Annotated in this window: 21 protein-coding genes; 7 read left to right on the forward strand and 14 right to left on the reverse strand. The window is 60.3% G+C overall.

The features are described from left to right. Positions 1-2: 2 nt before the first annotated feature. From QO231_RS13280 to secG, 14 genes are all read right to left on the reverse strand, one after another. The gene (locus QO231_RS13280) at positions 3-1,361 is read right to left on the reverse strand and encodes a glutamine synthetase family protein (RefSeq protein WP_316777081.1); all 1,359 of its coding nucleotides are present in this window, start codon (positions 1,359-1,361) and stop codon (positions 3-5) included. Continuing rightward, on the reverse strand, positions 1,358-2,041 hold the full coding sequence (locus QO231_RS13285) for a type 1 glutamine amidotransferase (RefSeq protein ID WP_316777083.1): 684 nt from the start codon (positions 2,039-2,041) through the stop codon (positions 1,358-1,360). The genes QO231_RS13280 and QO231_RS13285 overlap by 4 nt, the downstream gene beginning before the upstream one ends. A gap of 401 nt (positions 2,042-2,442) precedes the next feature. Continuing rightward, positions 2,443-3,252 (reverse strand): ABC transporter permease, encoded by an 810-nt coding sequence (locus QO231_RS13290; protein WP_316777086.1) that lies wholly within the window; start codon positions 3,250-3,252, stop codon positions 2,443-2,445. Then, on the reverse strand, positions 3,252-4,136 hold the full coding sequence (locus QO231_RS13295) for an ABC transporter permease (protein WP_316777088.1): 885 nt from the start codon (positions 4,134-4,136) through the stop codon (positions 3,252-3,254). Before QO231_RS13295 ends, QO231_RS13290 begins: the two co-directional genes overlap by 1 nt. A gap of 58 nt (positions 4,137-4,194) precedes the next feature. Continuing rightward, positions 4,195-4,929, reverse strand: a complete 735-nt coding sequence (locus QO231_RS13300; RefSeq protein ID WP_316777091.1) for a transporter substrate-binding domain-containing protein — start codon at positions 4,927-4,929, stop codon at positions 4,195-4,197. A 33-nt stretch (positions 4,930-4,962) separates the two neighbouring features. Next, on the reverse strand, positions 4,963-5,739 hold the full coding sequence (locus tag QO231_RS13305) for an ABC transporter ATP-binding protein (RefSeq protein WP_316777093.1): 777 nt from the start codon (positions 5,737-5,739) through the stop codon (positions 4,963-4,965). Between the two features lie 127 nt (positions 5,740-5,866). Continuing rightward, a complete protein-coding gene (locus QO231_RS13310; protein WP_316777096.1) occupies positions 5,867-6,601 on the reverse strand; it encodes a phosphate/phosphite/phosphonate ABC transporter substrate-binding protein in 735 nt (244 codons plus the stop codon). Further along, positions 6,598-7,035 carry a tellurite resistance TerB family protein gene (locus tag QO231_RS13315; RefSeq protein ID WP_316777391.1) on the reverse strand — a complete coding sequence of 146 codons (438 nt, stop codon included), beginning with the start codon at positions 7,033-7,035 and terminating at the stop codon, positions 6,598-6,600. Before QO231_RS13315 ends, QO231_RS13310 begins: the two co-directional genes overlap by 4 nt. Before the next feature lie 69 nt (positions 7,036-7,104). Beyond that, positions 7,105-7,557 (reverse strand): tellurite resistance TerB family protein, encoded by a 453-nt coding sequence (locus tag QO231_RS13320; RefSeq protein WP_316777098.1) that lies wholly within the window; start codon positions 7,555-7,557, stop codon positions 7,105-7,107. A 42-nt stretch (positions 7,558-7,599) separates the two neighbouring features. Then, positions 7,600-7,893 carry a DUF1330 domain-containing protein gene (locus QO231_RS13325; RefSeq protein ID WP_316777101.1) on the reverse strand — a complete coding sequence of 98 codons (294 nt, stop codon included), beginning with the start codon at positions 7,891-7,893 and terminating at the stop codon, positions 7,600-7,602. A gap of 83 nt (positions 7,894-7,976) precedes the next feature. Further along, positions 7,977-8,876, reverse strand: coding sequence for a nickel/cobalt transporter (locus QO231_RS13330; protein WP_316777103.1), 900 nt, complete (start codon positions 8,874-8,876; stop codon positions 7,977-7,979). Then, a complete protein-coding gene (locus QO231_RS13335) occupies positions 8,861-9,511 on the reverse strand; it encodes a DUF1007 family protein (RefSeq protein WP_316777107.1) in 651 nt (216 codons plus the stop codon). The genes QO231_RS13330 and QO231_RS13335 overlap by 16 nt, the downstream gene beginning before the upstream one ends. Before the next feature lie 56 nt (positions 9,512-9,567). Continuing rightward, the gene (locus tag QO231_RS13340; protein WP_316777109.1) at positions 9,568-11,211 is read right to left on the reverse strand and encodes a CTP synthase; all 1,644 of its coding nucleotides are present in this window, start codon (positions 11,209-11,211) and stop codon (positions 9,568-9,570) included. A 166-nt stretch (positions 11,212-11,377) separates the two neighbouring features. Beyond that, a complete protein-coding gene (secG, locus tag QO231_RS13345) occupies positions 11,378-11,740 on the reverse strand; it encodes a preprotein translocase subunit SecG (protein WP_316777112.1) in 363 nt (120 codons plus the stop codon). 116 nt (positions 11,741-11,856) lie between these two features. Here secG and nthA point away from each other — a divergent pair, with 116 nt between their 5' ends. The 7 genes from nthA (at position 11,857) to QO231_RS13380 (ending at position 17,532) form a co-directional block, all read left to right on the forward strand. Then, on the forward strand, positions 11,857-12,477 hold the full coding sequence (gene nthA / locus QO231_RS13350; RefSeq protein WP_316777114.1) for a nitrile hydratase subunit alpha: 621 nt from the start codon (positions 11,857-11,859) through the stop codon (positions 12,475-12,477). Next, the gene (gene nthB, locus QO231_RS13355) at positions 12,474-13,154 is read left to right on the forward strand and encodes a nitrile hydratase subunit beta (protein ID WP_316777116.1); all 681 of its coding nucleotides are present in this window, start codon (positions 12,474-12,476) and stop codon (positions 13,152-13,154) included. Before nthA ends, nthB begins: the two co-directional genes overlap by 4 nt. Next, complete coding sequence (locus QO231_RS13360; RefSeq protein WP_316777119.1) at positions 13,151-13,468, forward strand: nitrile hydratase accessory protein; 318 nt, start codon at positions 13,151-13,153, stop codon at positions 13,466-13,468. The genes nthB and QO231_RS13360 overlap by 4 nt, the downstream gene beginning before the upstream one ends. Positions 13,469-13,559: 91 nt before the next feature. Then, positions 13,560-14,852, forward strand: coding sequence for an adenylosuccinate synthase (locus QO231_RS13365; protein ID WP_316777122.1), 1,293 nt, complete (start codon positions 13,560-13,562; stop codon positions 14,850-14,852). Position 14,853: 1 nt separating this feature from the next. After that, positions 14,854-15,111, forward strand: a complete 258-nt coding sequence (locus tag QO231_RS13370) for a DUF2842 domain-containing protein (RefSeq protein ID WP_316777124.1) — start codon at positions 14,854-14,856, stop codon at positions 15,109-15,111. A gap of 417 nt (positions 15,112-15,528) precedes the next feature. Beyond that, positions 15,529-15,966, forward strand: coding sequence for a universal stress protein (locus QO231_RS13375; protein WP_316777127.1), 438 nt, complete (start codon positions 15,529-15,531; stop codon positions 15,964-15,966). Positions 15,967-15,978: 12 nt separating this feature from the next. Further along, positions 15,979-17,532, forward strand: coding sequence for an alanine/glycine:cation symporter family protein (locus tag QO231_RS13380; RefSeq protein WP_316777129.1), 1,554 nt, complete (start codon positions 15,979-15,981; stop codon positions 17,530-17,532). Positions 17,533-17,566: the final 34 nt, after the last annotated feature.

Here is a 17,566-nt window from a genome sequence, read left to right on the forward strand (position 1 = left end):
ACCTAGACGTTCAGCAGCAGATGTTCACGTTCCCACGGCGAGATGACTTGCAAGAACTCTTCGTATTCCGCGCGTTTGACGATGCTGTAGACACGGGCAAAGTCCGGGCCGAGCACCTTGTGCAAGTCAGTGGCAGCTTCAAACAAGGTCAGGGCCTCGCCCATGACGCGGGGAATATCCTCGTCACCCTCATAGGCATCGCCACGGTATTGCTTGTCCGGGCGGCGCTCTTCCATCATGCCGAGATAGCCACAGGCCAGCGAAGCGGCGATGCAAAGGTAGGGATTGCAATCCATGCCTGCGAGTCGGTTTTCCACACGGCGTGCCTCGGTGCCGGACAGGGGAATGCGAATGCCGGTCGTTCGGTTGTCGCGCCCCCATTCCAGGTTGATCGGCGCGGCGTGATCGCGGGTATAGCGCCGATAACTGTTCACATAGGGTGCCATCACGGCGATGGCGGAGGGCAGGTGGTGCTGCAATCCGCCAATGAAATGATAGAAGGCATCGGTTTCGCCGCCTTGCGGGCCGGAAAAGATGTTCTTGCCGGATTCGATATCCAGAATCGAATGGTGAATATGCATCGCGCTGCCCGGCTCTTCGGCGATGGGCTTGGCCATGAAGGTGGCAAAACAATCGTGGCGCAGCGCGGCTTCGCGGATCAGCCGTTTGAAGTAAAATACCTCGTCCGCCAGCTTGACCGGATCGCCATGGCGCAGGTTGATCTCAAGCTGCCCGGCGCCGCCTTCCTGGGTGATGCCGTCGATTTCGAACCCCTGTGCCTCGGCAAAGTCATAGATATCGTCGATCACCGGCCCGAATTCATCGACCGCCGTCATCGAGTAGGCCTGCCGCGCGGCGGCGGGTCGGCCAGATCGCCCCATCATCGGTTCGATCTGTTTGGCCGGATCAATGTTGCGGGCGACGAGAAAGAACTCCATTTCCGGCGCGACGACGGCTTTCCACCCCTGATCCGCGTAGAGTTTGACCACGCGTTTCAGGACATTGCGCGGCGAGCAGGGCACTGGGTTGTCCTTGCGGTCATAGGCGTCATGGATCACCTGCAACGTCCAGTCGCCGGTCCATGGCGCCGCCGTAGCGGTGGACATGTCAGGGCGCAGGATCATGTCCTTTTCGATGAACCCGCCTTCGCCCGCGGCCTCGCCCCAGCCTCCGGTGATGGTCTGATAAAAGATGCTGTCGGGCAGGTGAAAATAATCCTGCTTGGCAAACTTGCTGGCGGGCACTGCCTTGCCACGGGCAATGCCGGGCAGGTCGGAAATGATGCATTCCACCTCGTCCAGACGTCGACCCTCGAGATAGAGTCGGGCGGCCTCGGGCAGGCGTTCTGTAAAGTCGGTCATGTCTTGCGCCCTTTCTTGAAGAAATTGGCCATTTGCACAGCGATCTTGCCATTGTCGTTCGGCAGGTCCAGACGCTTTGTCGCCTCGTCCAGCAGGTCGTCGGGCACCACGCCCCGCCCGCGGGTCCGGATCAGCCCATCGACAAAATCGTTGCCAAACTCGGGATGCGGCTGCACCGTCCAGATCGTGTCACCATAGGCGATGACCGCGTTCTTGCAGAAATCATTGGACCCCAGCACCCGCGCGCCTTTTGGCAATTCCGTCACCTGATCCTGATGCCAGGCATTCAGGGTCAGCGTCTCGTCGCCCACCTGATAGGTTGTGCCGCCCACGGCCCAGCCGCCGCTGAACTTCTCGACCTTGCCGCCAAGCGCCTGCGCGATGATCTGGTGGCCGAAGCACACGCCGATCAAAGGCCGGCCGCGTTGCACGATCTCGCGGATCAGATCCTCAAGCGGCGGTATCCAGGGATGATCCTCATAGGCGCCATGCTTGGACCCGGTGATCAGCCAGCCTTCAGCCTCGTCCACGCCATTGGGAAACTGGCCGTCGACCACCGGAAAGCTGACAAAGTCGAAATCATGTCCGGCAAGCAGTGTTTCGAATATCGTGTCGTAGTCTCCCATGGACGCGAGCATGTTGTCTGGCGCGTGTCCGGTTTGCAGAATGCCGATTTTCATAAGTCACCAATAATTTGATCAAATTCAGGATAGCAGCGGCGCGTACCGGCGGCAAGAGTGCTCAGACCGACTCGAGATAGCGGGCCAGTGAGGCTCGGCTGTGGGTGCTCCACAGATCGAGATTGAGGGTCGAGAACGGCATCCGCACAGGGCCTATCGAGCTTCACTGCAAGGAGTTTGTGCAGGCGACTACCGCGCATCTGGCCGTTCAACTCGCCTGCCGCAATGTGGAATGCCGGAAAGGTGCGGATGCGCAGAGGTTTGTCCGGCGATACCGGACCTACAGCCTGACCGATGTGTCCTGATCTGGCGCATGAATTTGATCAAATAGCCGTTCGCCGCATCGGACGTCTCTTCCGCGCAGGCAAAATCATGGTGTTTTCTGGCCGTGCACTTCCGGATCAGCGGATCAGGGTCAGCCGCATCGGTGCGCGGGCGCGGCGCTCTGCCGGCAGATGTCGATTGAGGCGTATACCGATGAGGCCGAACACCGACACGATCACCAGCGTCACCAGGATGAAATACCCGGCAAGAATCGGGTAGGGCACGAAGGGGTTGAAGGTCTTGTCGGCGAAATAGCTGGCGTAATAGAGCGCATCACCGCGTTGTTGCCATGCCGGAAAACCGGAAAAGAACACCAGCGTCGTCGCGTGAAACAGAAAGATCGCCTCGTTGGTGTAGGCGGGCCAGGCCAGCCGTAACATCGTGGGCCAGATGATCCGCCGGAATCGGTGCCAGCCGGTCATGCCATAGGCGTCGGCAGCTTCGACATCGCCTTTGGGGATGGAGCGCAGCGCGCCATAGAAAATCTCGCCAGTATAGGCCGCCGTGTTCAGGAACAGGACGATCAGGGCCCCCAACCACGCGGCGGTAAAGGCCCCAAAGGCAGGATTGCTGCTTTTGAGGCTCAGAAACAGGAAGTAGGCGAAAAAGAACTGAATGAACAACGGCGAGCCACGGAAGACAAAGATGAACCATTCCGCCGGTTTGCGAAGCCAGCGGGAGTGTGCCCCCTTGGCCACGGCCAGCCCGGTCGCCAGAAAGAACCCGATGGTCAGCGCCACGATGCCGAAATAGATGTTCCAGATCATGCCCGACCCGATCAACGTCACCTGTTCGCAGAGGGTAAACCCTTCGCGTGGCAGCAGGCGTTCGCCGATGCCGATCGAGCGCAATGCATAGTCATGGATGGTTTGCAGGCAGGTCGACATCAGGCGGCCGCCTTTCTTTGTGCTTCACCACCAGAGGTCGCCTGGCCATGTGTGAGGCGCTGCATCACCCGTTCGAGCACAATTTCGGACACGCGGGTGAAGGCCAGGTAGAAGATCAGAAGGAACAGGAAATACCACATGCGCCAGTCGCCATGCGGAAAGCTCGTGAATTTGCTGGTCTTGGTGCCGCCAAGTTCCCGCGCCCAATAGACGATGTCTTCGATGCCGAGCAGGAACAGCAACGGGGTCGCCTTGATCAGCACCATCCACAGGTTTGACAGGCCGGGCAGGGCAAAGACCCACATCTGCGGGACAAGCACCCGCCAGAAGGTCTGGCGGTGCGACATGCCATAGGCTTCGGCGGTCTCAAGCTGTGCATGGGGCACCGCGCGCATCCCGCCGTAAAGGACATTCGCTGCAAAGGCCCCAAAGACGATGGCAAAGGTAAAGACCGCCAAGAAAAATCCATAGGTTTCGTGCAGGTATTGCGGAGCGTTCCCCAGAGGCATCTTGGCGGCCTGACAGACGACAAAATCCGAGCCTTGCCGGATGGGCTGATCCCAGTCCGGGCACAGCATTTTGTGTCGCAGGTACTCGACCGCCTGATCCAATGCGATCACGAAGAACAGGAAAAAGGCGATGTCGGGGACCCCGCGCACGATCGCGATGTAGATCTTTCCCAGCCAGCGCAGGGGGGCGATTCGTGACCGCGCGGCCATCGCGCCGAGAAACCCGAACCCAAGCGCCACCGGGGCCGTGATCGCCAACAGCAAAAGCACCTTGAAGAACGCCACGTAGAACGACATATGCACGCCGGTCGTCAGATAGCACGAGAACCAGGCAAATGTGCCGAGTGAGTCAGGGTCACTGCAATAGGAAAACATGGGGTGCTTTTGTTCCGGGGATCAGGCCCGCCGATGTAGCGAGCCTGACAGCCACTGTTCAGTAGGTGGTGGTATCGTCGCCGAACCACTTTTTCAGCATCGTGTTCAGCGTGCCATCTTCTTTCATTGACGTAATGGCCGCGTCGAACTTGCCCTTCAGGTCCGTGTCGCTCTCGCGCAGGCCAAGGCCAATGCCACCGCCGAGCGGAACTTCGTCACCAACAAATGTCAGTTCTCCACCGGATTCCTCGACCAGCGGCACTAGGTAGTCCTTGTCGGCAAAGACCGCGTCGGCCTCACCATTGCGCACGGCCGCCACGGTTTCTTCGGGCGTTGCGAATTCGACCAGCGTCGCGCCGCTTTCGGCGACATAACCGGCCTGGATGGTTGCGGTTTGAGCCGCGACCACGCCCTCGAGGACGTCGACGCCGTCGGAGGCGCCCACATAGGCCGAAGCCGTTGGCGGGTAGTAATTCTGGGTAAAGTCGATGACTTCGTCGCGCTCGTCGGTGATGCTCATCCCGGCCATGATGGTGTCATAGTTGCCGGACACGAGGTTGGGGATAATCGAATCCCAGTCATTCTTGACCCATTCACAGGTCAGCTCGGCACGCTTGCAAAGCTCGTCGCCCAACTCGCGCTCGAACCCGTCCACTTCGCCAGCGTCATTGATGAAGTTGTATGGAGGGTAGGCACCCTCGGTGCCCATGCGGATGGTTTTGCCGTGGCCGTCGGCAAACGCAATGCCGGCCGACAGCGCGACGGCCGCAGTGCCAAGGATCAGATTTTTCATGAAGAGTACTCCCTTTGGTTTTTTGCTCTTTTTTTACGCGGCGTGGGTCGCAGACAGAAACCCGCGCAGGCGTTCCGATTTGGGGCTGCCAAACAGCGTGTCCGGCGGCCCTTGTTCTTCGATCAGGCCCTGATGCAGGAACACCACGTGATCCGATACGTCATGGGCCAGTTTCATGTCATGGGTCACGATCAGCATGGTCCGGCCTTCGCTGGCCAGATCCTTGATGACCCTGACAACTTCCTGTTCCAGTTCCGGGTCCAGCGCCGAGGTGGGTTCGTCAAACAACAGCGCCTCGGGCTCCATGCACAGGGCACGGGCGATGGCGGCACGCTGCTGTTGCCCGCCTGATAGCTGTGCGGGATAAACATCACATTTGTCGCCGATGCCCACTTTTTGCAGATACCCGCGCGCGGCCTCTTCGACCTCGTCCCTGGGCCGGCCCAGCACGGTCACGGGCGCTTCCATCACGTTCTGCAAGATCGACATGTGGGACCACAGGTTGAACTGTTGAAAGACCATCGACAGGTTGGTCCGGATACGCAGGACCTGCTTGGCATCGGCGGGGCGACGATGATGGGCATTGCCCTTCCACAGCACGGGTTCGCCTTTGAACAGGATATCGCCCTGTTGACTGTCTTCCAAAAGGTTGGCGCAGCGCAGCAGCGTTGATTTCCCGGATCCCGACGATCCGATCAGCGATACCACGTCGCCCCGATGGGCATTGATGTCCACACCCTTGAGCACTTCGAGCTCGCCATAGCTTTTATGCAGGTTGTTGATTTCGATGACGGAAGGTGTGTCTTGCACGTGGAATCCGGTATTTGGAACAGCTTCAGTGCGTCAATAGGAATGAATTTTCTGCGCAATGCAATGCGCAATACGGAAGAATCAAGGCGGAACCTGCCGAAGTGACCAAGGGTAACCCGTCTTTTGGTCAGGGCGAAGGCGGGGTGGGAACCGCCAGATAGGTGGCCTGTGGAATGTCGATCAGCCCCCGGAGGTGCAGAGCCGCGCGGTCTTTGGGCGTCAGATCGTGAATGGCCGCGCGGACTGCTGTGGCAAGGGGTGCCGTGTCACGGCCCCGTGCCGTGATCAGCGGCAGGCCGGGCGTCGGGGTGGTGGTGCCGATGACTTTCAACTGCTGTGCAACAGGGTCATGTTCCTGCAGCAGGGTCCAGGTCACGACATCGAGCGCGGCCATATCCGCACGCCCGTCGGCCACCGCCTTGGCCGAGGCCGCGTGTGCGCCGGTTTTGGTAAGGGTCTGAACGCTAACACCCAGGGCATTCAGATGCACCATTGGCGCGGCCCATCCCGACTGTGACATCGGCTCGTTATAGGCAAAGGTGCCGCCGGAAAAATCATGGAGCCGATCCTCAGGTGCATCCGCGCGCACCACGAGAACCGAATTGTAGTATCCCGGTGGGCACCCGGTCACGCCGTAGTCCGGCGTTCCGATCAACGCAACGGTTTGGTAGAGTCTGGTGCGATACGGCATGCCGCAGGTCTGCGCCAACAGCAGGTCGGGCGACTGCCAGAGCGCCCATGGATCCCTCTCACGGGACAGCTGCGATGGGCCAAATCGCAGATGGGCACGGATCAGCGCCCAGAACCGGTCGTTCGCGGGTTGAATCGCGGGCATGTCATACATGCCCAGCGATGCAATCATGATTTGTTCGCGTGTTGTCGGGCCATCGCGCTGTCGACGTCGCTGACCCCGAGCAGGCTGGCAACCAGACGCAACAGCGCATCTTCTTCCTGGGCACGTTCTCCATCGGCCAGAACCACGGTCCACAGCGATTGGACCACCGAGCGGCGATCTTCATAGGGCACCGCATCCTTGATGGCGCGGGTAAAGCGGACGGTGTCGGGCGCTTCGGTTTCCAGGGCTTCGGCCTGTCCGCGAAGTTGCGTTGTTTCAAACGGCGACAAGCCATAGCGATCCGCCACAATGCGGTCGATCCGCTCAATTTCAGCAGCCGAATAGTCGTTGTCCGAGCGCGCGACGCGCACCAGAAGTGCGGTCAGGGCCAGCCGGGCGTCCGTATGGGCGAGCGGCGCGGGTTCCGGCTGTGTCAGCCGTTTCAGAAAATCACCAAACATGGCCCAGATATAGGCAAAGGTCAGCAGAACGCAAACCCGGGACATCCGGAGAGGTCAGAAAATCAGACGTCAGGAAATCGCGCGATGGGCCTGTTCGACCTTTTCGCGCGCCGCCTTGCTTTCCAGAAAACTTAGCCCCATCGCCTTGCGGGCACTTTCCAGGACGCGCAGCTCGTCTTCCTTGGGGTCGCCGTCGGCCAACACCACTTCCCACAACGCATCCAGCGCCGCGAGGCGTTCTTCGAGCCCGGTGGTTTCGCGGATCAGCTTGGCGAATGTGTCGGTCTCAGGTGCGGCGGCATGCAGCTTTTCGCAGGTTGCGCGAATTTTTGCCGCTTCGATCGCGTTATGTTGAAAAAGACGCGTCAGAATGCGGTCGATCAGGCTTATTTCCTCGACCTGATAGTTCTGATCCGACATTGCCACGCGCACCAGGAGTGCACCCAAAGCCAGCTCGGCATCCGGATCAGGAAGGTCTTCGGCGTTGTTGGCGCGAAACGCGGCAAAAAGCTTGCTCAACATTGGGAAAGATTATCCGGTATCGCGGGGTTCGCCAAGCGAATCCTATCCATCATAGCCTTCGATGATGACAAGATCGCCGGTTGAGACAGGATCACGGATATCTTTGGCGGCCCGATAACTCGCGCTGTCATAACAGGCCAGTGCCGCTTCATAGCTGTCAAACTCGATCACCACGGTGCGCTTGCGGGCCGCGCCTTCGCGCACCTGCCGTTGACCGCCCCGGACCAGAAACCGAGCCCCGAATTCAGCAAAAGGAGCCGCGTTGGCGGCAACGTATTCCTTGTAGGTTTCGATGTCGGCCACATCAACGTGCGCGATCCAGTATCCTTTGGCCATCAGTCGCTCCCTTGCCCCCTGCTTCGCGGCGAACCTCGCCCGGAATCCCGGGACATGCAATATGGGAAACGACAGCTGGCTGATCACCCGAGTGAACGCAAAAGCAACCCGCCGGCGATCAGCGCGATCACCAAGCCTGCAAAGATTTCGACGGCGGGCAACAACCGCGCCGCCAGACCTCCGCTTGTCAGCGATGCGACAAGCCCGCCGCGCAGCCCGACAGCACCAAGACCGACGGCGACCGTTACCGTTGCGGTGCCGAGCGCCATTGCAAAGGCCCCGGCGATCCCTGCCAGCGCAATCCCCATCTGCCAGGTGATGAGCAATACGAAGAGCGCGCCGGTGCAGGGGCGGATCGCGATGCTCAAGATCAACGCCAGGACCTCGGTCAACGACCGCGCGCCCGCCACTTCGTCTGGTGTCGGGGCGTGACGATGGCCGCATGAGCCGCATGTGCCGTCGTGATCGTGGTCGTGGTCATGATTTGCTGCTGCTTTGCGGACATGGCGAATGCCACGCAGGATCAGCCAGCCGCCGATCAGCGCTATGGCCGCATAAGAGGCCGGTGCCATGATATCCTCGGTCAGTCCGACCATCTGTTCCCGCCCGAGCGACAGGAGCAGTACGCCCGTGTAGACCAGCGCAATTGCCGTGATGGCCTGTCCCAGCGACGCGGCAAATCCGATCGTGGCCAGCCGCAGCGCCGACACCTTGCGGCCCAGCCCGTAGCCGCCGAGCAGTACCTTGCCATGTCCGGGGCCGACCGCATGAAAGAACCCGTAGGCAAAACAGGCAATCAGCAGAACCAGCAAAGACCCCTCGCCGCCGCCGCGCAGTTCACGCAGGGTGCGGGCAATCCGGTTCTGGAAATCGCGCTGTTCCAATGCCGCCATCGCCGCAATTTGGTCAAAGCCGCCACTGCTCCACAGCCAGAGCGCGTAGGCCAGCGCCAGCAGAACCGGAACGATCAGGAAGCGGGACATGACACGCGGATTTCGGTTGCAAACTTGGCTCCGATCAGGGGAATTTCGTTCTCCTCCAGATCCGCATCGGCGTTGATCGTCAACAGCATCTGCCGCATCTGTTCCAACTCGCCATCAATGTCAGGGGCGATCTTGTCCAGCGTGCAGATCGACGCGGGTTTGATCTTGACCGGAAGCGTCACGTCATAGGCAGTGTAATAGGTTTCATCATAGGCACGCAGCGACAGGATGTGCCCAGCGAGACTCGGGGTGGCCTCGACCTGGCGAACATGGGTGGTGGTGATGCGACCATCCTTAAGAGTCGCGGTCGGCTGTTGCGGACCGGACAAATCAAGCAGGGCTTCATCAAGCAGAGCCACCAGATCGCCGTTGAAACCGGGGACCCAGTTCATGTCGAAGCCGGTCAGACGCGCGATGTCTTCTTCTGTCAGCACTCCGTCGAAATCCTGGTCGATCTTCAGTTCTTCTGTGATCAGCAGCGAATAGTATTCGTCATAGGTCCAGGTGATTTTCAGGTGCGAGAGCGCGCCGGACTCGTCAAGAATGATGTCCACACCCGTATCAATAAAGATATGCGGATGGGTCAGCGCGGGCACAGGGACGGTGCACAGCAGGATGGCCAGCAAGCGTGTCATGGCTTGAACCTAATCCGTCGGCGGCGGTACAGCAATCGCATAGGTAGGCCATGCGCTCAAACCAGCCGCGACGTTTCCTTGGCGGCACGCACGAAATCGGCAAACAACGGATGCGGCGCAAAGGGTTTTGACTTCAGTTCCGGATGGAACTGGACCCCGATGAACCATGGATGATCGCGCCATTCGACAATTTCCGGCAGGCGGCCATCCGGGGACATGCCCGAAAACTGCAACCCGACGTCTTCGAGCTGCTCGCGATACTTGATATCGACTTCATAGCGGTGCCGGTGCCGTTCTTCGATATGGGGCGTACCGTAGACTTCGGCCACCCGCGAGCCATCCTTCAGCGTGGCGTCATAGGCTCCCAACCGCATGGTGCCGCCCTTGTCGTCGCCAACCTTGCGCTCGACGCGCTTGCTGCCCTGCACCCATTCCTTGAGGTGATAGACTACGGGTTCGAACCGTTTCTTGCCGGCCTCGTGGTCGAATTCTTCGGACCCGGCGGTTTTCAGCCCCGCGACATTGCGCGCCGCCTCGATCACCGCCATCTGCATGCCCAGACAAATGCCCAGATAGGGTACCTTGCGGGTTCGGGCGAATTCGGCCGCCTTGATCTTGCCTTCGGTGCCGCGTTCGCCAAAGCCGCCCGGCACCAGGATCGCGTGGAAGCCTTCGAGATAGGGGGCCGGATCCTCGGTGTCGAAAATCTCGGCATCGACCCATTCCACCTGAACCCGGACCCGGTTGGCCATACCGCCATGGGTCAGTGCCTCGGCGATGGATTTGTATGCGTCTTCCAGTTGCGTGTACTTGCCGACGATGGCGACCTTGATGGTGCCCTCGGGGTTGTAGATCCGGTCGGCCACGTCTTCCCAGCGGGCGAGATTGGGTTTTGGGGCCGGGGTAATCGCAAAGGCATCAAGCACAGCCTGATCCAGCCCTTCGCGATGATAGGCCAGCGGCGCTTCGTAGATGGATTTGAGATCCTGCGCCGCGATCACGGCATCTGGCCGCACGTTACAGAACAGGGCCAGCTTTGCGCGCTCCTTTTCGGGGATCGGACCTTCGGACCGGCACACCAGAATGTCGGGTGCGAGGCCGATCGAGCGCAATTCCTTGACGCTGTGCTGCGTTGGCTTGGTCTTTAGCTCGCCGCTTGCCTTGATAAAGGGCAGCAGCGTCAGATGCATGAACACGCATTGCCCGCGCGGTCGGTCCTGGCTGAACTGGCGGATCGCTTCAAAGAACGGCAGGCCCTCGATGTCGCCAACCGTGCCGCCGATTTCACACAGCATGAAATCGACCTCCTCCTCGCCGATGGCGATGAAATCCTTGATCTCGTTGGTGACGTGGGGAATGACCTGAATGGTCTTGCCCAGATAATCGCCGCGCCGCTCTTTCTCCAGCACTGTCGAGTAAATGCGACCGGAGCTTACGGAATCGCTGTTTCGGGCGGCGACTCCGGTAAAGCGTTCGTAGTGCCCAAGGTCGAGATCGGTTTCGGCACCGTCGTCGGTGACGAAGACCTCGCCATGTTCAAACGGGCTCATCGTGCCGGGGTCGACGTTGAGATAGGGGTCAAGCTTGCGCAACCGAACCGAAAAACCGCGCGCCTGCAAAAGCGATCCAAGGGCCGCCGAGGCCAGCCCCTTGCCCAGAGAGGACACAACACCGCCGGTGATAAAGATAAAACGCGCCATGCTGTCGGCTGCTCCCGTGACTGTCGAAATTCAGAGTCGCACCGGCCGAAAAAAACCGATGCATCACGGGAGTTCACCCATACAGGATTCGCCCGTCATGCGCAAGAGAACCGCAAGATGCTGTTACGGTTCTCTCTCTTTGGTCAAGGTATTGTACGTGACCGGGTTAGTCGGCTTTGGGCACCAGTGGTGCATCACTGTCTGCGCTCGGCGGCAACAGGTCTTGTGCGTCCGGCAGGGCCGGCACCGTTTCCTCCGCTGCGGGGGCAGAGCCGCCAAGCCGGTCGATGACCGAAGTGCCGGCCGCCTTCTGCGCTGCCAGAACGGTCAAGGTGATCGACGTGCAGATGAACGCAATGGCCAGAATCCAGGTCACCTTGCCCAGGGCCGTTGCCGCTGCACGACCGGATATCGCGCCGCCACCGCCGCCACCCATGCCAAGCCCGCCGCCCTCAGAGCGCTGCAACAGCACGACTCCGATCAGGCCGAGGGCCAGTATCAGGTGGACGATTAATATGACATTTTCCATGAGGACCTGCGGCGTAGGGCGTTTGTATCGGGGGGTATGTAGGCAAGATTGCCGAAAGGGGCAAGGGACGATCTGGGGGCTGGACAAAACGTGCTTGGGGCGCCCATGCTGGGTTCATGCCACACGATCAGTCTCATGACGAACATCCCCACGCTCTGCTGCCCTCCGATCCGGCGCTGCGCGTCAAGGCGCTTGAAACCGTACTGACGCGCAAAGGGCTGATTGATCCCGCCGCGATTGACGTGCTGATCGACCAGTTCGAGACCCGTATTGGCCCGCAGCACGGCGCAAAAGTGGTGGCGCGGGCCTGGAGCGATCCGGAGTTCAAGGCGCGCATTCTGGATGACCCGATGCCCGATCTGATCGAGATGGACATGACCGGTGGGCAGGGCGAACATGTGGTCGTGGTCGAGAACACCGAACGGCAGCATAACATCGTGGTTTGCACGCTGTGCAGTTGCTATCCTTGGCCGTTGTTGGGGGTGCCGCCGGCCTGGTACAAATCAGACGCCTACAGGGCGCGCGCCGTGCGAGAACCGCGCAAGGTGCTGGCCGAATTCGGGGTGATCTTGCCGGAGGGCACCTCCGTTCGGGTCTGGGATTCCACCGCCGAGGTTCGGTATCTGGTGTTGCCGATGCGACCGGCGGAAACTGAAGGGCTGTCCGAGGCTGACCTTGCCAATTGGGTCACGCGAAATTCCATGATCGGAACCGGCCAGCCGGAGGCACCGTCGTGAGCCGGGTTCATGACATGGGAGGCCGCTATGGCACCGGACCTGTCAATACGGGCCAGCCGGATGACGCCCCGTTTGCCGCCGACTGGCAGAAACGGGCGCACGCGATCACAACCCTGTCGATGCCATTGGGCCAGTGGAATATCGACATGCGCCGACATGCCCGCGAAAGACTGGCGCCCAGGGATTATGCGCGGTTCACCTATTATGAAAAATGGATCGCAGCCGTCACCGATATGCTTGTCGCGGGACAGGTGCTTTCAGAAGCAGAGCTGACCGGTGACGATGCGCAGCCACCCGATGAGGCGATCAGAGCACGCAAGGTCAGCCCCGAACAGGTCCGGGCCGCAGCGGGCAAGCGTTTCCCCTATTCGCGCGAGAGTGATGCCAAGTTCAAATACGCGCCGGGCGATGCGGTGCGGACGATTCCCCGTGCAGGAAATCGGCTGATCGACGGGGGGCACACCCGGCTTCCGGCCTATGCGGTTGGCGCGCAGGGACGCATCCTTCTGAGCCACGGCGCGCATGTTTTCCCGGACAGCAACGCGCATGGATTGGGCGAAGCGCCGCAGCCGCTCTATACAGTGGTGTTCCCGGCCTGCGAACTCTGGACGCATCCGGAACATCCCGATGACGAGGTCACCCTCGATCTCTGGGAATGCTATCTGGAGCCGGCATGACGAGCCGGCCCGATCCCGCCTTTGCCGAGCCTTGGCATGCGCAGGTGTTTGCGCTGACCGTTCATCTCAACGAATCCGGGCGCTTTACATGGGCCGACTGGGCCACGCGGTTCGGGGCGACATTGGCGCGGCATGGCCTGACCCGTGAGCTGGACGGGGGCGACGATTACTTCAATGCCTGGCTCGAAACACTCGAAACGCTGCTGGCCGAAGATGGCAGCGCCGGACGCACAGAGGCCGAGCAGGTACGGGTCGCCTGGGAACGCGCTTACCTGACGACGCCCCATGGCGCGCCCGTGCGCCTCACGCGCTGACTTCTGCCGTCTGCGGTGAATTTGAGGTTTCGCTGCCCGCATGCCGCCGCTATACCGGCGCGGGTTTCATAATCGCACAGAAGGAACGGGCATGGCCAATGTCGTTGTTGTCGGCGCTCAATGGGGTGACGAGGGAAAAGGCAAGATCGTGGATTGGCTCAGCGAACGGGCCGATGTGATTGCCCGGTTTCAGGGCGGCCACAACGCGGGCCATACGCTGGTCATCGAAGGCGAAGTCTACAAGCTGCACGCGCTGCCGTCGGGCGTGGTGCGGGGCGGCAAGCTGTCGGTCATCGGCAATGGCGTCGTCCTCGACCCCTGGCACCTGCTGAACGAGATCGAAGGCATCCGGTCGCAGGGCGTCGTGATCACGCCGGAAACCCTGATGATTGCGGAAAACACCCCTCTGATCCTGCCGTTTCATGGCGAGTTGGACCGGGCGCGGGAAAACCAGAACTCGGTTGCCAAGATCGGCACGACAGGCCGTGGCATTGGCCCTTGCTACGAGGACAAGGTCGGCCGCCGCGTGATCCGCGTTGCCGATCTGGCGGATGACGCGACGCTGGCGCTGCGCGTAGACCGGGCTCTGGTGCACCACAACGCCTTGCGGTCGGGTCTCGGGTTGGACGCGATCGACCGCGACGGGCTGATTGCGAAACTCAAGGAGATTGCTCCGGCGATCCTCAAGTTCGCGGCACCCGTCTGGAAAGTGCTGAACGAAAAGCGCAAGGCGGGCAAACGTATCCTGTTTGAAGGCGCACAGGGCGCGTTGCTGGATATCGATTTCGGGACCTACCCGTTTGTCACATCGTCCAACGTCATCGCGGGACAGGCGGCCACCGGCACCGGCATCGGGCCGGGATCGATCGATTTCGTGCTTGGCATCGTCAAAGCCTATACCACCCGTGTGGGTGAGGGGCCGTTCCCGACCGAATTGGATGATGATGACGGCCAACGTCTGGGCGAGCGCGGCCATGAATTCGGCACCACGACGGGACGCAAGCGTCGCTGTGGCTGGTTCGATGCCTGCCTCGTGCGCCAGACCTGTGCCACCTCGGGCGTGAACGGCATCTCCCTGACCAAGCTCGACGTGCTGGATGGGTTCGAAACGCTGAAAATCTGCGTGGGCTACGATCTGGACGGGCAGCGGCTGGATTACCTGCCCACCGCCGCCGATCAGCAGGCGCGCTGTGTCCCCATATACGAAGAGATGCCCGGCTGGTCCGAGAGCACAGAGGGCGCGCGCAGCTGGGCGGACCTGCCGGCCGCCGCGATCAAATACGTGCGCCGGGTCGAAGAACTGATCGAATGCCAGGTTGCTCTTCTGTCCACTTCGCCCGAGCGGGATGACACCATCCTCGTTACCGACCCGTTTGCCGACTGACATGACCAAACCTGAAAAAACCGGTCTGAGCTACAAGGCACGACGCCGATGGGCGCTGGTGATCCTGCTGGTGGGGCTGCCGATCTATATCATGATCGCGGTCACCATCATGAACAGCCTGAACCGCCCGCCAATTCTGGTCGAGTTCCTGATCTACATCGCCCTCGGGGTTGTCTGGGTGCTGCCCTTCAAGTTCATCTTTCGTGGCATTGGCCAGGCGGACCCGGATGAGGAACAACATGGGAATGATCGCCACTGATTTGGCACAATTTGCGGTTTTGTTGCCTCAAATGCGGGATTCGGGCGGCCATATGGTCGCCCGTGGCATGTTTCACGCTATGAAAAAATTGCTTGCACCACTCTGCGAATCCCAGAGGAATGCGGGACGCGTGGCGAGACTGTTCTCTTAACGAATTGATATTCAAAGATTTTTCAAGGAGCCAAATTGCCGCAATACCGCATCAAAAAAGGCTATTGTCATATTTTTGCGCCAATACCCGGAAAACACGCAAGAATCACGCCGCGATTTTTCAACCACGCGCTTATAGTCGGCCGTGAAAGACATCAACAATGACTCGTGCGTTCCGATCCGGAGTCGGCCTTGGTGACAGCCGGGGGGCAGTCTTTTCCGACTCTTGATCACCGTCGCGGACGCGCGGACTGGAGGTATGACATAATGACGGCAAAACTAGTAGTTGGCCTAGACGGGCACAGTTCGGGCGAACGCGCCCTGGACTACGCCCAAAAGCTCGCCGGCCAGATCGGCGCATGCGAGTTGCTCGTGGTGTATATTATCGAATGGTCGCCCTATGCGTTCCAGACCCCCGAGGAAAACGAACAGCGTCACAAGCGACGCGAGAAGGAAATCGCCTCCGCCAATGAGCGGATCATTGCTCCTGCGGTCGAGAGATTGACCAAGGACGGGCTGAGTGTCCGTGGCATCGTGCGTCACGGGAACGTGGCGGACGCATTGAATGAAGTCGCGCTCAAGGAGAATGCGGAACAGATCATTGTCGCTCGAGCGAGCGAGCGAAGCCTGTCCCAACGGATATTTGGCAGCTCGACGGCCAACCTGGTGATGGAAGCCAGCGTTCCAGTAACCGTTGTCGGATAAGAGGATCATCATATGAAACGCGCAGTTACAACAGCGCTGTCTGCTGCGACAGCAATTGGTCTGGCGGCCCCTGCCATCGCCCAGGAAGCCATGACTCTGGATCAGAAGGTCAACGAGACCTTTGCCAGCGTGACGGGGCCATTCGTCAGTCTCATCTTTGCCCCGCTTCCGGGAACGAATTTTCCCTGGATCGTGCTTTGGCTCGTGGTCGCGGCCACGGTCTTTACGCTCTATTTTGCCTTCGTGCAATTCAGGTTCTTCGGACACGCGATCTCGCTGGTAAAGGGCGACTACTCTGACCCCAACGACGCAGGCGAGGTCAGCCACTTTCAGGCGCTGGCCACGGCGTTGTCGGGTACGGTCGGCCTTGGTAACATCGCCGGTGTTGCGGTGGCCGTCGGTATCGGCGGGCCAGGTGCGACGTTCTGGATGATCCTCGCGGGTCTTCTTGGCATGGCGTCCAAGTTCACCGAATGTACGCTGGGCGTGAAGTATCGGAACGAATATCCCGACGGCACGGTGTCGGGCGGCCCGATGTACTACATGTCCAAAGGGTTCACCGAACTCGGGCTTCCGGGTGGCAAGATCCTTGCGGTCCTGTTTTCGATCTTCTGTATTCTGGGCGCTTTGGGCGGGGGCAACATGTTCCAGGCCAACCAGGCACACGCACAGATTTCCGGCATCGTCGGGGATTATCCGGGGTGGATCACCGGTGTCATTTTTGCCGGAGTCGTCTTTGCGGTGATCGTCGGCGGCATCAAATCCATCGCCCGGGTGACCGAAAAGGTGGTGCCATTCATGGGCATCCTCTATGTCGGCGCGGCGCTGATCATTCTGATCGTCAATTTTGACCAGATCGGTTGGGCGTTCGGACAGATCTTTGCCGGTGCCTTTACCGGACTGGGTGTTGCCGGCGGTATGGTCGGTGCGCTGATCCAGGGCTTCAAGCGGGCGGCGTTCTCGAACGAAGCCGGCGTGGGTTCTGCGGCCATTGCCCACTCGGCGGTCCGGACCAAGGAGCCAATCACCGAAGGTTTCGTATCGCTGCTCGAGCCGCTGATCGATACCGTGGTCATCTGTACGATGACGGCTTTGGTGATCACCATCTCCGGTGTTCAGCAAGTTGATCCTGCGACAGGTCTCTTCATCCTGACCGAAGACGGCAGCATGATCGCAACCGAAGGAGGTGTTCAGGGTGTCCAGTTGACGTCGGCGGCCTTTGCTTCTGGGATCAGTTGGTTCCCGCTGGTGCTGGCGGTCGCGGTGATCCTGTTTGCCTTCTCGACCATGATCTCCTGGTCCTACTATGGCCTCAAGGCCTGGACCTATTTGTTCGGAGAAGGGAAGACGACTGAGCTGATCTTCAAGCTGATCTTCTGCGTCTTCGTTATCATCGGGGCGGCGGCCAATCTTGGGCCGGTTATCGATTTCTCCGATGCAGCGATCTTTGCGATGGCGGTGGTCAACGTCTTTGCGCTCTACTTCCTGATGAAGGTCGTGCGCAAGGAACTGGCCTCCTACAGCAGCCGCCTGGCGTCTGGTGAGATTCGCAAGTTCGGCCACTAGGCTCCGCTGGCGGGTTGCAAACGCGCCCCGCCAC

The sequence above is a fragment of the Sedimentitalea todarodis genome, assembly GCF_032595355.1.
GTDB classification, from domain to species: Bacteria; Pseudomonadota; Alphaproteobacteria; order Rhodobacterales; family Rhodobacteraceae; genus Sedimentitalea; species Sedimentitalea todarodis.